This is a genomic window from Rapidithrix thailandica (genome assembly GCF_039710355.1).
In the GTDB taxonomy this organism is placed as follows: domain Bacteria; phylum Bacteroidota; class Bacteroidia; order Cytophagales; family Flammeovirgaceae; genus Rapidithrix; species Rapidithrix thailandica.
In genome coordinates this window covers 1-20,172 of record NZ_JBDKWZ010000017.1, presented here as the reverse complement: position 1 = coordinate 20,172, position 20,172 = coordinate 1, and the positions used below count along the sequence as shown (strand labels likewise).

Sequence of the window (20,172 nt, the reverse complement as noted above, 5' to 3'; positions counted from 1 at the left end):
TTAACTAACGGTACAGTTCATAGAGACTAGGCTTGATGGCCTCTTGTAACTGTTGCAGTTCTTGTTGTGACAGCCCTTCCGACTGTGTTACTTTCAATGCATCTTCCAATTGTTCCAAAGTACGGATGCCCACTACGGCAGAAGCAACCGCAGGATGTTGTAATACAAATTTCAAAGCTATTTGGGCAGCACCTCTTTTTTCATCGGTTAATGCTTGTACTGCTTCAGCTGCCTTTTGCACATCAGAAGAAGTATGATGTAAATAAGGAGCCGGCTCTTTGTCAACCAATAAGCCTTTGGCCAAACTTCCCCGGGTCACCACACTGATTTGTTTTTGTTCCAATAAAGGTAAACAGGTTTCTTCCGGCCGCCTGTCCAACAAGCTATACTGCATCATGACACTGACTATATTGGAATGTTCCGCATACTCCCGGATAACATTCGGTCGAATCGAAGAAATGCCGTAGTAACGGATTTTACCTTGCTCGATCAAGCGTTCGAACGCCTCAATTGTCTCATCTATCGGGTCCTCCAGGGTGCCCCCATGCAGTTGATAAAGATCGATATAATCTGTTTGTAACCTTTCCAGACTCTCTTCCACTGATTTTAAAATATAATCACGGGAAGGGTTCCAATCCCAACCATGCCCATCAGGCCGGGGTTGGTTGCCTACTTTGGTAGCAATAATGACTTGCTCTCTTTTTTCCTTAAACGCTTTGCCTAAGGATACTTCATTTTCCCCTTTCTGATAAATATCCGCCGTATCGAAATAATTAATTCCTTGATCCAACGCTTTTTGCAAAAGCAATATATTCTCCCGGTGATCATCGCCCAAAGACATACAGCCAAAGCTGACTTCGCTTACTTCCAATGAGGATTTTCCTAAAGTATTATAGTTCATATCAGATTCCTTTATTTCATTTTAAGTAAAGGTAAAAATCCTTTTGAAAAGGATAAAACTTTCCGGAACCTACACTGACTTCCTAAGGAAAAGTAGTAAAGGAGCTAATCGTTCTTCATTAAATTTTCTTACTCTTCATTTTATTTTCCAAAAATTATATGTTACTTGCGGCTACAAATAATGACAATGCAAAATTTACATATCGTCCTGGCCGCAGTGGTAGTCGCAGTACTCTTCAAGAGTAAAGGGGGATGGTATTGTTAATCATAAAGGAATTTGAGATTCTGAGCCGGCCCCAAAAAGGGTCGGCTTTTTTTATTTATAAATGATAAGAAAAGTATATTACCCTATTTAAGAAGTCATATTAAAACAGTATAAAATAATTCAAATCAAGATGTTAGTATTCACCTTCCATATTTCTCTACTGGCCCTTCTACTGGTCGCTCTAGTCGTAGCAGCAGCCGTGGCAGGATATGCCCCGGGGTGAACCGACTGATATCAGCAAATTATTCCAACGCTAAGGTCCTGTTCACCCCGCATGAACAGGACCTTTTTTATTTTAAACCCAAACACATCTAAACAAATGGAGGCCCTTACAGAATTCGAACCGGAATGTTATTTTTCAAAAAGTATCCAACAAATCCCGGCTTCTTTTATCCGCGAAATCCTGAAAGTAACTGCCGACCCTTCCATGATTTCCTTTGCAGGAGGATTGCCTAACCCTCACTTTTTCCCTACCAAAGCCATTCAACAAGCCACGGAAAAAGTACTCAGGAAAGATCCAGGAGCTATTTTACAATATGGGATCTCCGAAGGACATTACCCTTTGCGGGAATGGATTTGCCAACGTTATGCTCAACGGTTTGGAATGGAAATTAGCCCTGAGGAAGTATTAATCACTAACGGCTCACAACAAGCGCTGGACTTAATCGGCAAGGTTTTTATCAACCCTGACGATCCGGTACTATTCGAAAGACCTAGTTACTTAGGCGCTATTCAAGCATTTTCAACCTATCAACCTCAATTTCATACCATCAATATGCAGAAGGATGGCATTGACCTATCTGCCACCGAAAAGTTATTGGCTCACCAACCTATAAAATGAATGTATGCATTGCCTACTTTCCAAAACCCCTCCGGTATCTCTTATTCACTTGCTAAAAGGAAAGGCTTGGCCAAGCTTGTAAAGCAACATTCCATGCTGGTAGTGGAAGACGACCCCTACTCCGAGTTGTATTTTGAAAACCCTGCGGACTTAATACCGATCAAAAAATATCTTGGAGATAAAGGCATTCTGTTGGGTTCATTCTCCAAAATTGTCGCTCCCGGATTGCGATTGGGGTGGATGGTAGCAAACAAATCGTTTATCAAAAAACTCACGACTGCGAAACAAGCTTCTGATTTACACAGTAATAATCTTTCTCAAAGAGTGATTCACGAATACTTGATATCCAATGATCTTGACAGTCATTTGCAGATCATCCGTGAGAAATACCATCGCCAAAAAGAAGTGATGCAAACCGCCATTCAACAATACTTTCCCAAAGAGGTAGAAATAACGGACCCATCCGGGGGAATGTTTTTATGGGCTACTCTCCCTTCCCACCTTTCCACAGAAAGCCTGGTGCAAAAAGCCGTTCGTAAGAAAGTATTGTTTGTTCCCGGAAGCACTTTCTATTTGGATAATACTGGAAAAAACACCTTCCGTCTTAATTTTTCCAATGCCCAAGAAACTGATATACAAGAAGGTATTCAACGCTTGGGAAAAGTGATACAAACGGCTATCAAAAGCTAATGAAAATATATAGGGTGCCGGCATATTGCCGGCACCCTTTTCAAAGTTTCTTTTTTTAAAACTCTCTCTCTCTCTATATATATATCATTATCCCTCTATAAGTGAGGTAAAATATTCATTTACAAATGTTTTCTGACCACACCTGAATAAATTGACAGCATTAAAGTTCAATAGTATTCCTTTTGGGGCTTTCAAAAGTTTCATATAGGTTAAAAGTTGAGCTTCATGTATCGGCAAAATGCTGTCTACGGCTTTTAACTCAACGACTAAAATATCCTGTACAAAAAAATCGCAACGTAAGTCTGTGGATACTTCAAGTCCCTTGTACTGAACCGGTACATTTACTTCACTTTGAAAAGGAATACTTTGTTCAATAAATTCTTTAAGAAGGCATTTATGATAAACACTTTCTAACAAACCTGCCCCTAAATGTTTATGCACTTCAATCGCTGCTCCTAATACATCATATGTCAGTTGTTTCAGATACTTTTTCGTTACCATAACAATCAATTTTGCTTTTACAAACCTTATATTTTTTTAACCTATATGAGGTATATATGTTTATTCACGATCACTCAAAGAGATCAGAATTTTTATGTATAAAAACTTTCTATGTGCTCTATGTACCTGCTGTGGTTCAATTATTTTTAAACCACATAGAAACAATAGAAAACATAGCATTAAGGCCCTGATAGACAATAAACTACCATGTGCTCTATGTACCTACTGTGGTTCAATTATTTTTAAAATCACATAGAAACAATAGAAAACATAACATTAAAACCCTGATAGACAACAAACTACTATGTAAACGATGCACCTACTTTGGTTCATTTTTTAAACCACATAGAAACAATAGAAAACATAGCATTAAGACCTTGATAGACAACAAACTACTATGTGCTCTATGTACCTACTGTGGTTCAGTTTTTAAACCACATAGAAACAATAGAAAACATAGCATTAAGACCCTGATAGACAACAAACTACCATGTGAACTATGTACCTACTGTGATTCAATTATTTTTAAACCACATAGAAACAGTAGAAAACGTAGCATTAAGACCTTGATAGACAACAAACTACTATGTGATCTATGTACCTACTGTGGTTCAGTTTTTAAACCACATAGAAACATTAGAAAACATAGCATTAAAACCTTGATAAACAACAAACTACTATGTACTCTATATACCTACTGTGGTTCAATTTTTAAAACCACATAGAAACAATAGAAAACATAGCATTAAGACCCTGATAGACAATAAACTACTATGTGCTCTATGTACCTACTGTGGTTCAATTATTTTTAAACCACATAGAAACAGTAGAAAACGTAGCATTAAGACCTTGATAGACAACAAACTACTATGTGCCTACTGTGGTTCAATTATTTTTAAACCACATAGAAACATTAGAAAACATAACATTAAAACCCTGATAAACAACAAACTACTATGTAAACGATGCACCTACTTTGGTTCATTTTTAACACTACAAAACACAACGACTTCACCTTATTTCATCCCTATTACTACTAAAAGAGCAAAATCCTACAGAAATCGGTTAAAATCTTATCAACCCTGTATTTATCTATTCACTACTTTTACTCAAACCTTTTCACACGAAAAAATTTTAACACTCCATTACTTTAAAGAAGATATCTTCTGCAAACCTCTTAAATAGCTCAACCGGCTTTCGACAAGACATATTAGCTATACCTTGAACGACTAAATTAAAAGCGTACTTTGCTAACACATTTAGCTTCACCATAACCAAACAGTTATTAGTTGTAAATTACAAAATACCGGTATAAAACAAGGTACAGCCTGAACTTTGTGTTTTGGTCGTTCCCCTTTTTGTTACAATTATTTGTATTTAGGCATGCTTTCAAAGCTTTGCCCCAGGGCCTTATTGTGCCTTTATTGAACTATCATTTTCACTTTATAAATAAAATGTAAATATGAACAATGAATGTTGTACACTTCAACAGAGGTTGACCGTGTCTTATTTTCTGTATTCCTATACACAGACCTATTGCCTGCTTCTCACCTTATTTTTTTGCTTTAGTTTTTTGATTACTCACGCACAAGAAGGGGTAAAATGTGGGACGGACCAAGTCATGCAAGAGCTTTATCGCCAACATCCCGCAGCCAAAGAAAAAGCAAAACAGTTTGAACAGTTTAGTAAAAAACTCATCCAATCCACTTTCAAACAACAAACCCAAGAAGAGGCGTATATTATTCCTGTTGTCTTTCATATTTTTGGTACGGATCAATTGGGTAGCACGGTAGATGAAAATACGGTGAAATATGCTTTGCAAAAGTTAAATGAAGATTTTAAAGGTTTGAATAATGACTGGGACCAGGTTTCCGGTTTATTCGAACCCGTTAAAGCGACATTGAACATAGAGTTTAAGCTTGCAAGCATCGATCCGCAGGGTAATCCCACTACCGGAATCACCCTGAATCCAGTATTAGCCGGTTTTGGCAACGGAGGAGGGTATGATACAAAAATCCAACAATATGCCTGGGACAATTACAAGTACATGAATGTATACATCATGCTGGATTTGTACAACAACGGTGTTACCAATAACTCAGGAGTAGCCTGGTATCCCGACACCTATATGTCGGACAACAACCTGGCCCGGGTGGTCTACAACGGGCGATATCTGGGATACAATACCAATGAAAATTTCCGTAGAGTATTGACTCATGAGTTTGGCCATTGGCTGAATTTAGCACATACATTTGACAATGGTTGTGATGCTCCAGGAGATCATGTGGACGATACCCCGGCCACTACTGCCAATTCGGGGACTTGCAATACCAGTACTGAACGTTGTGCAGGGGCCGGAATTCCCAACGGTGAAAACTTTATGGACTACAGCGAATGCTATCGCATGTTTACGCAAGGTCAAGTAAACAGAATGAAAGCAGCACTTCAACACCCTACCCGGCAACCTCTCTGGCAGGAGAGCAATTTGATTGCCACAGGTACTTTGGAAAACTTGGGTCCTCATCTCTTATACTCTAATGCAAAATTTGAAGAAGCGGATATCAATGACGGAAGCATTGGCACTACGGCTCAAATAGTTGCTAAAGAAGAGGCCACATTTGCAGTAACAGGTACTTTAACAGAAGGAACGCATTACACTACCAGCAATATTCCGGAGGGCTTGCAAGTAAAAATCACTGTGAATAGTGCTACCACTGCCACAGTTTCATTTCAAGGAAATGCGACTTCTCACCAACTGTCCAATAGCATCGACAATGGCATTATTGCGTTTCAAAATGCTGCCATAACGGGTGGAACTTCAGGCCTTTTCAACCAAGGAAAACAAACAATCCGGTTGAATTTCAACAACCCCTATCAAATCGTATATACTGACATTGACGACATTACGGTCAACAGTAATAATACTTGGGAGTATTTTGTGCTGTCAGGTACCGATATAGATTACGGTTGTTGGTACGACAATGGGAAGTTGCGCCTGGAAACGTATACCAAACCGATGGTCTGTCAAAATGAGAATCGCAACATTAGCTTTTTGCAATTCAACGATACAATCTCCATCGAAAGTAATTGGGTGGAGGGAGCCTCCTACCCGAACGAACATAATATCCGGACAGATAACTACACAACATGGGACGGAAATATTGGTTACATGGGATTTAGTTTTACAAATGACAAAGGCAAAACACTCTATGGTTGGTTCCGGATTTCGGTCAATGCTTCCGGTACGGAATACACTTTACACGAGTATGCCTTCCATCAAGGGCCTAACTTTCCAATACTTGCAGGACAAAGAGAAATCAGCGAATTTGGCCCTGCCCTGTTATACCTGACCTCCAAATTTGAAGAAGATGATATCAATGACGGTAGTATTAACTCCACTACATCTATCACGGCCGAAGGTGGAGCTGCCTTTGCAGTAACAGGCAATTTGGTTGAAGGAACGCATTTCACAACTTCCAACATTCCGGAAGGCCTGCAAGTACAAATTACCGTCAATACTCCTAATAAGGCTACGCTCTCTTTCCAAGGTCAAGCCCTTTCTCATAACGCAGCAAGCAGTGTGACAAATGGTACAATCGAATTTTTAGATGCTGTCATCGAAGGAGGGCAGGTTTCGGATCTTATTCGTCAAGGAAAACAAACAATAAAACTGAACTTCAACAATCCTTATCAAATCGTATACACTGATATTGAAGACATCACCGTCAACAGTACAAATACCTGGAAACGTTTTGTAGTAGCGGGTTCAAATACGGCTTTTGGTTGTTGGGTAGACAACGGGAATTTGCGGTTTGAAACTTATACCAAACCGATGGTCTGTCAAAGCGAAGACCGTAATATCTCCTTATTACAATATAATGATACCATTTCCGATCAGAACAATTGGGTAGACGGAGGAGAATACCCGGATGAACACAATATCCGCACAAGCGACTATACTCTATGGGATGGAAAAACAGGCTACATGGGTTTTCATTTTACCAATGAAAAAGGGAAATCTCAATATGGATGGTTCCGGATTTCGGTAAATGCCTCCGGTACGGAATATTCCTTACATGATTATGCATTTCACCAAGGCCCCGGTTTCCCGATCCTGGCAGGTCAAAAAGAAATTGATCAAAGCCCCGAAGCACCCGAAGCTGAATTTCAGGCAAATGCCACTACCGTTAGTGTAGGAGATACGGTGTATTTTACGGACCTTTCCAGCGCTTCTCCCAATTCATGGGCTTGGTCTTTTTCCGGAGGAACACCAGAACAAAGCGCGGTACAACACCCTGAAGTTATTTACTCTGTTCCGGGCGTTTACCCTGTCTCCTTAACAGTAAGTAACTCACAAGGAACTGCCACCAAAACCAAAGTGGATTACATTACTGTAAACCCCCTGCCCGACAGCTCCTATTGTGAAGTGAGCAATGGAGCCCCCAATGGTCAATATATCCAATCTGTCAGTTTTGCCAATTTACAAAATGCCAATTCCGGGTATGAGGAAAGCGGCTATTCCGACTTTACTCACTTCTCTGCAAACCTTTCTCCGGCTGCCAGTGAAACACTGAACATTACTTTGCATGCCTCATGGGAAGGAACAGCCCTCAAAGCCTGGATCGATTGGAATGGTGATGGCAATTTTTCCAATACGGAGGAAGTGTTAAGTGCCAATGGCGAAGGACCCACCTATACGGCACAAGTGACCCCTCCCGCTTCGGCTGTCAATACCACCCGCATGCGAATCAGAACCGTATACGGGAACACTCCGACTCCTTGTGGTAATGAATATTTTAGTGAAGTGGAAGACTATACAATCAATGTAAAATCCGTATCTTATTGTAATGTAAGCAATGGAGCACCGATTGGCCAATACATCCAATCTGTCAGTTTAGGTAATTTACAAAATGCCAATTCCGGGTATGAGGAAAGCGGCTATTCTGACTTTACTCATTTCACTGCAAACCTTTCTCCGGCTGCCAGTGAAACACTGAACATTACTTTGCATGCCTCATGGGAAGGAACAGCCCTCAAAGCCTGGATCGATTGGAATGGTGATGGCAATTTTTCCAATGCAGAGGAAGTGTTGAGTGCCAATGGCGAAGGTACTACCTATACGGCACAAGTGACTCCACCCGCTTCGTCTGTCAATGCCACCCGTATGCGCATCAGAACTGTGTACGGAAATACTCCGGCTCCTTGTGGTAATGAGTATTTTAGTGAAGTGGAAGATTATACTATTTCCATTAGTGGCAATAGTGGTAAAATAGCACATTCCGGCCTTTCAGGTTTTTCGGAAAAAGCTTCTTTACAATTGCTCATTTACCCGAACCCTTCCAAAGGACACATCAGCCTCAATTTAGAAGGACTGCAAAATGATGACAAAATATTGATTACCATTCTCAATACTCAAGGTAAACAGTTTTTACAAAAAACACTGGATACAAACGAAACAAGAAAGCAATTGGAATTAGATTTATCAAATTATCCTAAAGGGATGTATTTGCTCAAATCGGAAGTTCAAGGGCAAATGACTACTAAAAAGTTTTTGATCGAATAGTTAAAACATTGAAGTGACTTAAGAGCATGTCTAAATTTTGACCTTTGGATTGAAAATGCCCACTTCAGGCTTCTCAATATAGTATTTATGGTCAATCAGTAGACACCAGAAAAATAGTTTTCAACTAAAACAATATCCAAAATTGATCACTAACCCCGAAGCTTAGTTGCTTCGGGGTTTATTTATACCATAACTTTCTATGAATCAACAAATTGAACAAAACACCTATAATAAAATGGGTGAAACGCTTTTGGAAGGAAAAAAGGTTGTGGAATTTTGAATTATAAAACCCAAACACAACCTCAACTAAGAGCATGTTTAAAATTCATTGCGGGGGCCGCCCCGCGGGAGGTTCTCCCTTGAGAAACCGCCCTTTTGAGGGTAAAAATTCTCAGTTTAGAGTTCTCATCATAGTGATTTTTTGGTCCGACTTTCGAGATGCCGGCCACCGGGATGCTGGCCACTCAAAATAATGAGCTGAGGTTCCTTAAATGGGAGCTTCTGGCCCAAAGGATGAAATTAAAACATACCCTTAATACCTTTGAATAATTATACAATTATAAATAAAAACCGAAATGGATCTTTTGACTCTACTTCGGTTTTTGTTGCATGAATAAGGGTCTTTTTATTTTTTAGTGAAGGCCCCCTCTGCAAAGGAAATGGGAGAACATGGAAGTTTGACATCCTAAGTTTTGCAAAAAATATTCATAGAAGTCAATTAACAGATATAAGCACTTCATTATCAATATCTTTTACAAAAAAATATTAAACACATTCATAAGCCTTTACAGACACAGAACAACAAACAACAAAAATAAAGATATTTATTTTACTACAATTCCAGTTATTTCTTTATTTTGCACAAATAAACAATACCACAAAATAGGTATTGTTTATTTTGAGGTATTAATTTATCCTCGAGGACTTACAAGCTTTCTACTGTTCAGAGCAGTACGTTATTTCACGTATTCATCAAATAACACCTGTATTGCATTTCAAAATACTTACTACTAACACAACCCCAAAAACCACCCAACTTATGGCCATACAGTTACATTAATTTACTTATAACTGCTATATCACTCCTATTACGCATCATATTACAGGCAAAATCACTTTTCAACATTGCCTTAGAATGGCTATGTATGTTGAACACTACCATCTTAAACTTTTAAAAAATCAATCATGAAAAATAAACGTCTTCCAAATCTACAAAAACTTGTTATACTACCTCTTCTTGCTTTCTCAAAGAGATTCGGCTTTTTATTGACAACAGTACTCTTGCTCCATTCCATCGCCTTTGCTCAGGATAAGATCAAGTGCGGTACAGACGAAGCAATGGAAAAGTTTTACCTCCGACACCCTGAAGCAAAAGAGAATGCCGCACAGTTTGAGCTATTTAGCCAAAACTTCATACAATCCCTTTCAAAGCAACAGGCTCAAGAGGTAACCTATATCATTCCTGTAGTCTTCCATGTTTTTGGGGTAAATCAAGGAGGAAGTATAGTGGATGAAGATGTCATCAAGAACGCTTTACACAAGCTGAACGAGGACTTTAACGGTTTAAATGAGGATTGGAATCAGATTGCTGCTCCTTTTTCCCTCATTAAACAAACCCTAAATATAGAATTTAAACTGGCCCGCTTAGACCCTCAAGGCAATCCTACCAATGGAATTACATTTAACCCAGTAGAAGCAGGGTTTGGAAATGGATGGGGGTATAACGCAAAAATCCAACAGTATGCCTGGGACAATTACAAATACATGAACATCTACGTCATGTTGGATTTGTACGATGATGGGAGTACCCATAACTCTGGAGTAGCTTGGTATCCCGATACCTTTAGATCCGACAACAATCTGGACCGGGTCGTCTATAACGGTAGATTTCTGGGCTATAATACCGATGAAAACTTTCGCAGTGTTTTGACCCATGAATTTGGCCATTGGTTGAACTTAGTCCATACGTTTGACACTGGATGTAATGCTCCCGGAGACCATGTAGACGATACTCCTGCCACAACAAATAACTTTGGCTTTTGCAATACCAATACGGAACGTTGTCCGGGAGCCGGAGTTCCCAACGGGGAAAACTATATGGACTATAGCGAATGTTACCGCATGTTTACCGAAGGTCAAGTGGACCGGATGCTGGCCGCCCTGCAACACCCCAGCCGGGAACCTCTTTGGCAACCGGCCAATTTAATTGCGACTGGCACGGCTCCTCCGGCTTATTGTTCTGTGAGTAACGGGGCCCCCAATGGCCAATACATCCAATCTGTCAGTTTAGGTAATTTACAAAATACCAATTCCGGGTATGAAACAAATGGATATTCGGATTTTACGCATTTAAAAGCAAAACTTTCGATAAATACCAGTGAGAACTTGAGTATTACCCTCCACGCCTCCTGGGCCGGAACGGCTCTTAAAGCTTGGATTGATTGGAATGGAGATGGGACTTTCAGCAGTAACGAAGAAGTGTTAAGTGCTACAGGGCAGGCATCTTCCTACACGGCCCAAGTGACTCCCCCAGCTTCAGCCGTAAACAGTACACGAATGAGGATCAGAACCGTGTATGGAGCGACCCCTACTCCTTGTGGAAATGAGTATTTTAGTGAAGTGGAAGATTACACTGTTTTTATTCTCAACAGCCTCAACAACCTCAACCGTTTGCATAGCACTAGCTATTCGGGTACCGTCACGAAGCCAGACAAAGTACAATTGACCTCAAGAATATATCCCAACCCTTTGGAAGGAGGAGAATCAGCAACTTTATATTTAGAAGGGCTACAGGGCACCCAGCAAGTTCTTATCACCATTCTTAATGCAAGTGGTGTGCAGATATCTCAACAGATGTTGGAAGTGGCCAGTCCTCAAAAGCAATTGGAACTAGACTTGAACAATTATCCCAAAGGGATGTATTTGATCAAATCAGAAGTACAAGGTCAAACGATCACTAACAAGTTTTTGATTGAGTAATATAATTATCATAAGTTTAATACCTGGCCCATTGAGCAGAATCAACATGTTCAATGGGTTTTCATATTTGTGGAAATTGCTCTTTTATTTATTTTTGATATTTCCGTCAATCACGATAAAATGAATAAAACCATGGACTACCTTCAAATCAATAAACAACTGTGGAACGATAAAACCGATTTCCATTTTCAATCGGAGTTTTATGCTGTAGACGCTTTTTTGAAGGGGCAAGATGCCCTCAACAGTATTGAATTGGATTTATTAGGGGATATCAAAGACAAAAAGATCCTTCATTTGCAATGCCACTTCGGAATGGACACCATTTCTCTATCCAGGCATGGAGCAGAAGCCACCGGGGTGGATTTTTCGGAAAAAGCCATTGAAAAGGCACGACATTTACAGTCAACACTCGGAACAAACACACGCTTTATCCAAAGTGATATCTATAGCCTTCATGAACTACTTGATGAACAGTTCGACATCGTATATACTTCGTACGGGGTAATAGGCTGGCTTCCTGATATGGACTTATGGGCCAACACCATCCGGCATTTTTTGAAACCAGGCGGAAGTTTTATCATGGTCGAATTTCACCCTGTGGTATGGATGTTTAGTAATGACTTCCAAAAAATAGAATATCACTATTCCGACTCCCAACCGATTATTGAAGAAACCCAGGGCACTTATGCAAACCCCCAAGCCGAAATTCAAGGAAAATCCGTCTCATGGAATCATGGTTTGGCAAAGGTTCTCAATGCCTTGATTCAAACGGGACTCAGTATCCGGCATTTTCAAGAGTGGGACTACTCTCCTTATGATTGCTTTGACAATACAATAGAAATTGAAAAAGGGAAATTTCAAATCAAAGGGCTGGAGCAAAAAATCCCCATGCTGTATTCTGTAGTTGCCCAAAAATCCCACCACTAAAGAACCCTAAGAGCCCGCCATTAATTTGGATAGCGGGTTCTTATTGAATATAATACAACATCTCTTGTGGGTAGAATAAACATTTGTATTCCAAATAATTTATTGGTTTGACACTCACAAAACCTGGTTTCAGACAAAAGTATTTTCAATCATTTATGTTAATTGATAAATCGGCTAACACCTGAAATATTTATCTCTGAAAAATGAAGTGGTTTAAACATATAGTTTTTGACCGAACATGAAATCAAAATCGGCTCATCAAGGCACTTTTTGAAACATTTTTTAGGAAAAAGAAAAAGGTTAATTCACTTCAATATAAAAAAACGCAAAAAGGTTGATTTTAGCTGCGGTACATCACATCAGTCCGGAGTACATATTTCAGTCCGTTTTTTAAAGGTGTACTTTCATGTTTTTGCTCATGGATAAAGCACAACGCATCCCCTTCCTTAGGAACAATCGTCACCTCATCAAACTTGGTTTCTCCACCTTCAAAATCATGATTCAGATAAATCATAAAAGTCACCCGGCTTTCTTCATATGAGTTTCTCTTAAACCTTCCGTCAATATGCCGCTTAAACCGTTGAGCGATATCATAACGGTAAAAGCGAAACACCTCATTCAAACCTACCGCCTCCCAGCCTTCGATCACTTCAGGACAAAAAGGAGCCAGTTTTTGCCATAGTTCATGAGCCATTTGAGGGTCCTCATACAACAACCGGTAATTATTCCGCAGGCCTTTCATCATCTTAGGTCCTGACTCCATACTCACTTTGGCCTCTTCGTACCCCTGTTGTTCACTCAGCTCAATTAATTTTTTACACTCACCGGAGGACAAAAAACCTTCGATACTCCAAATTTTAGCAGTGTGTTGTTGTAATTTCATTTTGACGTTGTTGAATGTTTTATTAAATATGGTACTATAAACCCGGCTCCCAATCGTACTCCATATACCTTGCAGTAAATTTTGCAGTGGAAAGTCCTAACAACCTTTCGACGATATGCAAGGCCCCGTCAATTCCGGCCGAAACACCCGCAGTGGTTACAACTTGGCCATTATCCATATACCTTACCTCCTCAAAAACCTTTGCACTCGGTACCTGCTTCCGCAAGTCTTTGATTGCCGTCCAATGAGTTGTGATACTTTTATTTTCCAGTAATTTGGATTTTGCAAATGCAAATGCCCCATTACACACTGACATCGCTATTTCAGCCTTGATAGAAATCATTTTTACCCATGTCATACCTTTTTCATCCTTCATCAGGTTTTGGATATCTCCTCCCGGCACAACAATGATATCCGGCTGGGGAGCATTGGCAAATGAATATTCCGGTTGAACAGATAGAAATCCTTGACTCACTATCGGTTGGGTGGATGCCGCTACAGTGAAGACATTAAAAGCAAACTGTCCGTCCACCGTCTGTGTTGCGGCAAACACTTCCCCCGGACCCGCAAAATCCAACAATTCCACTCCTTCATAAAGAACAATAGCAACATTTCTTTTCTTGACCTTCTTACATTTTTCAGGATGAAGAATGGCCTCTGGCGCCAAATTAAATCTTTCCCGGCAAAGAACAGTTCCAAACAAGTAGATTTTTTTCTGATATACTTTCCAAATCCCAGGATTTCCTTGGATACCGGGCATAAACGTACACTCTCCGTTATTTTGTACCTCGTAAAGACCCGGGTTTTCTTCAAACGTTTTCTTATTTTTCTCGCTTGAAAAAAGGTATTTGAAGCCTCCCCGGACTACAAATTTATCATCCAGCCCCCTTTTATTTTTTCCATCCACCAGTAAAACAGGATCAAACCCCTCCAATAAAACAACTGCTTCTTTACTTTGTGCCGAAAGTGAAAATGTATATAAACTCAAGATGGTTGATAAGCAAAAAAATACTTTGTTCATAGTTACAGTATTAATAAAATTTCAAAAAACTATTTAGAGTACGTTTAAGTCCCATTCTTTGTCTTGAAAGTCCCCATTTCAAAAGCCTCAGTTCACCATAATTTACGTTGATACCGGTCAGGTTGTGATAATATGACTCTGTAAGGCCATTCTTTTCTAGAAATATTTAGCTTCCATACCTTGCAACTACATACAACCTTTTGCTTAAATCTAATAACTAGTCCCTACATGTGATGTTCGCCCCTATGTCTACAGGCCAATTCTCTCCTCCTATTTTCACATGCTAAACAAACAATCCAGAGCTAGTTTTCACAGCTGAATCGTATTTTAAAATTGGTATTTGAAGATAAAATAGTTGAGGCTCATCCCCAAGGGTTTTCACCACTAAATATACGTACCGCAATAATACCTCCCAAAGAAAGAGTGCCGGATAAATAAGAGCATATTTAAATTTCATCCTTTTGGGCTGCAAATTTTCATTTCAGGAACCTCAGAAGGTCATTGTTGCGAGGTCCGACTTTCGGAGGTTCTACATTTAGGAAAATAGTGGGACTATTTGACCGGGGTGCCGGCCACCGGAATGCCGGCCACCGGAATGCCGGCCACCGGGATGCCGAAAATCGAACCACTGAAATTAATACCCATGTATCAGTAAAAACATCAATCAAATTAAAAACTGAACTATCGCTCATTGAAAGCTCAGTTGTTTAATGATAGAATTTGATTTCGGGGCATCTGTTGCATCATACGTTATGGCGCATTAAAAGAGTTCAAGGATAGATTAAATAAGTATATCCTTGAAACATTTAAGTTGTCAGATGAAGTCATAACTATTGCAAATTAAGCGAACCAAACTGCGTTTTAATGCAGTTTATGTGCTTAATGTTTTTTCAACTTTATTTCCTCCTTTCCTAAAACCAAGTAGTCTCCATTATAGGTTTTTCCATCATAAGTTACTTTCTCATAAACAAATTCGGTCAGAAGCAATTCATCATCTGAAAACACCCAATTATATTGTTTATACTTGTTATTATGTTTGTTCTTAAATGTAATGACGTCAAGGTTTCTATGCATATGTAAAGTTCCAAAGTAGTTTCGTACTTCATATGAATCAAATCCATCAATTCCTATTAATTGTCCATTTTCACCAAATACAATTTCTTTATTTGTCCCTGTATTAATGTACTTTCCTTCGAATAATTGTTTGTTGAAATAGTCGATTACATTATTACCAATTATAAAGAAATCCTTGTTGAATTTCGAGAAATAACTTAAGTCATCTCTTTTTCTGAAAGTGTAAACTATCGAGTCAACCCTTTCCGAATTAGGATACTGAATCAGTTTTAATTCAGGTTCTTTAAGAACTAGAAACCACTTGTCACCCGATACATTAGACATCAAAGTTGTTAGAGTATCTGTTGCTCTTTTAATCAAATATTGGTCATTGACAATTGAGCCGAAACTTTTAAGTGAATCGTTTTCTATTTCTAATAGTATTGCGAACCAAGTAGGTGATTGAAGTCGATACTTAGCTAATTCTTTACTTTCAATAATTGTATCGAAATAGTTTGTCAAACCCCAAGTGCCATTTAGGTCAAATTCGGATTTAGTAATGTTGATGCTATCAGTTTCACTAATGCCTTTTTTGGCTATTTCAGACACGTCATTTTTGGGACTTGAATTACAAGAAATCAATAAGATTCCTAATATGTAGATTATGTTCTTCATCATTAAGCACAACACCTAGTTATTAGGCGTGGAGATTTTTATCTACTAAAGCTAAAGATTGCTCAGAAATTTACAACCGGCACTCAACTATCCAACCTCATGGAAACCCCATGACTAATAGCAAATGTTAGGGCCTTTTCATTTTGGTTCATTGATTATAATGTTTTTAGCCACATTGTCAAATTTCTTATTTAATTCCGAATAAACAGAGTTAAGCATTTCAATCAATTCCATATAAGACTCATAAGACGCATCTCTTGATACTGATAATTCCACTCCTTTTTTATTCGGGTCAGTTAATAAGAATTGAAAGACTCTTTGCTTTGCTTCATCAAGGCTCATAGTGCTATTACCAATCTTAATACTATTATTTTCATTCAAAACGATTTCAATTGTTTTGATATTCGAATCCATGTTCTTGCTGAATTCTAGTAATCCGAAGTCCAACGTTGGCGCTGGATGGGCAATTCGGTAAAAAGTCAGGAGTGAGGACACCTTATAGAACTCGAGTTTAAAGTCATCAACGGTTAAATTATCAATAATTCTTTGAGCAACTATTCCTGGAGTAACATCACCTTCATAACCTTCTGCTATTCGCTCTGCAGCTTCCTGATCTTTAAAAGTCAGTTCGGATAGTTGTTCAGGGCTTAGCACTTTGTAAAAACAGCCTGTATAGACTTCAAATTCAAGAGCGGCTAACAGTTCAAAAGTTGTATCAATTTCAAAGTTCAGATCATTCTCTTTCGCTATTCGTTCATAGACAGCCCGGTAGCTCTTTCCAGCTTTATCAGTTAAAAGTCCTTTTTTCACAAAGTAATCTTCAAGTTCATTTAGCTCCTTTCGAAGCTGAATTGCTTGGTTATCTGAGAAATTGGCGTCACAAAACTCAATTCTTTCTTGGATGAACTTTGGAAGTTTCTGCGCAAAAAGAATTGGGTTAGTCGCTAATAGTATGGTTAGAATGAAAATCTGTCTCATTGGCTTAATTGACCCTAACGGTGGCGGTATGGTGCCGTACGGGATTACGAGGCGTTTTCCTGTCAAGATATACTGACCTTTTTTTCGAGCCACAAGCGCTCGAAAACCTCTGAAACCCACATGCACTATCCCATGTATTGTGTACAGTAATTATTTGTATTTGAATTCATTATATTTATAAATCTGTTTTCCATATTTCAATGCCACAGCATCAAATGCATCATTCTTTTTAATACTCCCAAATCTACAAAAGATGCTTTTTAACTTAGAATTTCCAAGAATAGGGATCAGTTTTTCCGGAACTTGGTTTTGGGCTAATACATATATAAATTCTTCAAGAGCAGGTGCTGATTTTACACTTGAAAGGTCCTTTAATCCTTTAAGATTCTCTAAATAAATTCTACGAAGTGCACTAGAATTTTCCAGCACTGGAAGCTTTTGAACTTGCTTAAGTGATCGAATGCATAGATTTTGAAGACTCATTAAATCTGAAATAAATGATAAATCACCTAAACCTCTCACTTGCCATAATTCCAAGTATTTCAAATTTGGCAATGTTTTTAAAGCATCAAAATTCTTAATTCCACCAAGTTTTATATCAACTGACCATAATTCTTTTAATCCTTGCAAATAGTCCAGATTCGGAGTTGAAATTGAACGTAAAATAACTTTTTTAAGCTTTTTCAATTGATTAATTGATTCACATCCTTTCTGTTGCCCTTCCAGATAAAGATATTCCAAATCCGTAAATCTATTTATACATTCGATCTTCGGCTTCTTACTTCGTGTTTGATGAAGATATAGTGCTTTAATATTTGGATTGATATCATTCAGAAAATCAAAATTGTCAAGATTAAAAATCCCAACACCTAAGGTCTCTAAGTTTCTTAATCTTATAACAGATTCAATACCTTTCGCATCCATTAAGCAATCAGCTGAAATATTTCTCAGAGATGGGATATTATCAATATATTTAGTCAAATCACAAGTATGTCCATAAATTCTGAGAGTTATATCGGGTCTTTTAGAAAAAACTATTCTTTCCAATAAGTCAATTTCCGTGTTATCTAAAGGATCGACAAATTGAATAGTCTTAGTTCTTGGATTGTTAGCTAATCTTTCAAGGTCATTTTTAGTGATTCCTTTTGCTATCTGATATTGTCCTATTATTTCGTTAACTATCTGTAAGCTCATGGTTTGGCATTATTGTGCACAACAACCAAATAAACACCACTAGTAGTGTTTATTTACACTATATTTTCACTACTAATCTAGCAAATTTTTTATTTTCTTCTGATTTTAATAACTGCTTGCTTGTATATTTCTGTGGTTTTGCTGCTTTTATGCAATGCCTTTTACATACCTTAAGTCTGTACTGTCCTCTAGCAAATGGGATATACGCCTCTGCGGTCACAAAGTTATGCCTCATACTTTTTTGTTGATTTTGGCTTTTAGGGCAGCCAAAGCGATAGTTTTAAGGATACTTGTTGCAGAATATTGCTCTTTTTGCCTTCAAATAGGAATTCTTTTGGCCAGTAAATTTTGAAATATTACCGAAGCCTTTCTAACATTTTATGGCCAAGTAATGTAAATCAGATCTCATACCTAGCCGTAATATTCCACCGGTGAAGGCATATTTTTTCGACGGGTTATGCATTTCTTATCTGATTAGGTCGGGTTTTTAACAGCTTCCAAGCGGTTTTTCTTGGGAAAGGAATTGTGATTGTAATCTCCTGCCCTTTGAACGAAAAGCCGTGCAAGCCTTCATGTAATTGATGGAGAAAAGACCAACCTCATTTTATAGATTTCTAGCATTGTAAAAATGACGTTTTTTGAATGTCTTTTGGAAAGGTGTTTTTCTTGGAGAAAAGCGGGTATTTGTATGTGAAATTGTATGCAAATAAAAAAAGCAGTTACCTATAAATAGATAACTGCTTGATAATCAGCGTGGGACCTACTGGATTCGAACCAGTGACCCCCTGCTTGTAAGATAGCATTTTCTTGTATGCTGATTGTATTGAATTACTTGCAAATACTTGATTATTAGTGCATTGTAAATTATTTTCTTTGCTGATTTTTTCCATTCATTGTACTTATTTGTTATTTTTGTTTAAACTATGTTTAAACCGGTTTAAACATCATGTCAGTTCAGGGAGTCCTATTCAAATCCAAAACCTTGCAAAACGGGGAGCATCCCATCATGCTGCGTTATATCCTCCACCGAAAAGTAAAGTATGTGGCTACGGGTTTTCATAGTAGTGTCAAACACTGGGACAGCCAGCGGAAGTGTCCAAGGAAAAAGCACCCTGAATACTTGTTGATCGATGAATACCTGAATCATACCATTGCCAAGGTCAAGAAAGCCATTCATAAATGCAATGAAGAAGGAGGTATTTTCTCCTTTGAGGACTTTGAACGTCTTGTCAAAGGAGAACGGGAAACCATTGATCTGTTTACTTTTGCCGAGAAAGTAATCCAAGACAAAATCGATTTGGGGAAGATTAAAACGGCAGATACCTATAAAGATGCCTTACGTTCGCTTCGACAAATAGCCGGCAATCAACCCAAACTTTCCTTTCAAGAATTGAATTACGTGTTTTTGAAGAAAATGGAAGAGCAGTTGTTGGGAAAGGGCTTGAGTATGAACACCATTGGTATCTATATGAGGGCGCTACGGGCCATTTATAACCGTGCGATAAAAGAGGAATTGGTAGAAAAAAAGTACTATCCTTTTGAAGGGTATAAGGTAAGTAGGTTGAAAAATGCCACTCCCAAACGGGCCTTGAAAAAAGAACATATCAAAGCCATCGAACAGCTTCCCTTACAGCCTTGGAGTAAGGCCTGGGAAATGCGCAATTTATTTTTGTTTTCCTATTACTGCCGGGGAATCAATTTC

General features: G+C 38.5%; 11 protein-coding genes and 1 pseudogene. 5 read left to right on the top strand and 7 right to left on the bottom strand.

The window, feature by feature from the left end; translation table 11 throughout:
* Positions 1 to 4: 4 nt before the first annotated feature.
* On the bottom strand, positions 5 to 901 hold the full coding sequence (locus AAG747_RS23030; protein ID WP_346823597.1) for an aldo/keto reductase: 897 nt from the start codon (positions 899 to 901) through the stop codon (positions 5 to 7).
* A gap of 538 nt (positions 902 to 1,439) precedes the next feature.
* Here AAG747_RS23030 and AAG747_RS23025 point away from each other — a divergent pair.
* Positions 1,440 to 2,696 (top strand): annotated as a pseudogene (locus AAG747_RS23025) (aminotransferase-like domain-containing protein).
* 87 nt (positions 2,697 to 2,783) lie between these two features.
* On the opposite strand, the gene AAG747_RS23020 reads toward AAG747_RS23025, so the two are convergent.
* Positions 2,784 to 3,197 carry a GxxExxY protein gene (locus AAG747_RS23020; RefSeq protein ID WP_346823596.1) on the bottom strand — a complete coding sequence of 138 codons (414 nt, stop codon included), beginning with the start codon at positions 3,195 to 3,197 and terminating at the stop codon, positions 2,784 to 2,786.
* Between the two features lie 1,462 nt (positions 3,198 to 4,659).
* Here AAG747_RS23020 and AAG747_RS23015 point away from each other — a divergent pair.
* The 3 genes from AAG747_RS23015 (at position 4,660) to AAG747_RS23005 (ending at position 12,666) form a co-directional block, all read left to right on the top strand.
* Positions 4,660 to 8,760 carry a zinc-dependent metalloprotease gene (locus AAG747_RS23015; protein WP_346823595.1) on the top strand — a complete coding sequence of 1,367 codons (4,101 nt, stop codon included), beginning with the start codon at positions 4,660 to 4,662 and terminating at the stop codon, positions 8,758 to 8,760.
* Positions 8,761 to 10,026: 1,266 nt separating this feature from the next.
* A complete protein-coding gene (locus tag AAG747_RS23010) occupies positions 10,027 to 11,739 on the top strand; it encodes a M43 family zinc metalloprotease (RefSeq protein WP_346823594.1) in 1,713 nt (570 codons plus the stop codon).
* A gap of 132 nt (positions 11,740 to 11,871) precedes the next feature.
* Positions 11,872 to 12,666: a class I SAM-dependent methyltransferase gene (locus tag AAG747_RS23005; RefSeq protein ID WP_346823593.1), complete on the top strand. Its 795-nt coding sequence runs from the start codon at positions 11,872 to 11,874 to the stop codon at positions 12,664 to 12,666.
* A gap of 340 nt (positions 12,667 to 13,006) precedes the next feature.
* On the opposite strand, the gene AAG747_RS23000 is transcribed toward AAG747_RS23005, so the two are convergent.
* The 5 genes from AAG747_RS23000 to AAG747_RS22980 form a co-directional block, all read right to left on the bottom strand.
* On the bottom strand, positions 13,007 to 13,549 hold the full coding sequence (locus tag AAG747_RS23000; RefSeq protein WP_346823592.1) for a 2OG-Fe(II) oxygenase: 543 nt from the start codon (positions 13,547 to 13,549) through the stop codon (positions 13,007 to 13,009).
* Between the two features lie 34 nt (positions 13,550 to 13,583).
* Positions 13,584 to 14,570, bottom strand: coding sequence for a DJ-1/PfpI family protein (locus AAG747_RS22995; protein WP_346823591.1), 987 nt, complete (start codon positions 14,568 to 14,570; stop codon positions 13,584 to 13,586).
* 879 nt (positions 14,571 to 15,449) lie between these two features.
* Positions 15,450 to 16,232 (bottom strand): hypothetical protein, encoded by a 783-nt coding sequence (locus AAG747_RS22990; protein WP_346823590.1) that lies wholly within the window; start codon positions 16,230 to 16,232, stop codon positions 15,450 to 15,452.
* A 204-nt stretch (positions 16,233 to 16,436) separates the two neighbouring features.
* Complete coding sequence (locus AAG747_RS22985) at positions 16,437 to 17,276, bottom strand: hypothetical protein (RefSeq protein ID WP_346823589.1); 840 nt, start codon at positions 17,274 to 17,276, stop codon at positions 16,437 to 16,439.
* A 150-nt stretch (positions 17,277 to 17,426) separates the two neighbouring features.
* Positions 17,427 to 18,470, bottom strand: coding sequence for a hypothetical protein (locus tag AAG747_RS22980; RefSeq protein WP_346823588.1), 1,044 nt, complete (start codon positions 18,468 to 18,470; stop codon positions 17,427 to 17,429).
* 946 nt (positions 18,471 to 19,416) lie between these two features.
* Between AAG747_RS22980 and AAG747_RS22975 the strand changes: the two genes are divergently transcribed.
* Positions 19,417 to 20,172 (top strand): phage integrase SAM-like domain and Arm DNA-binding domain-containing protein (locus tag AAG747_RS22975; protein WP_346823587.1); only part of this gene is annotated, 756 nt, incomplete at its 3' end.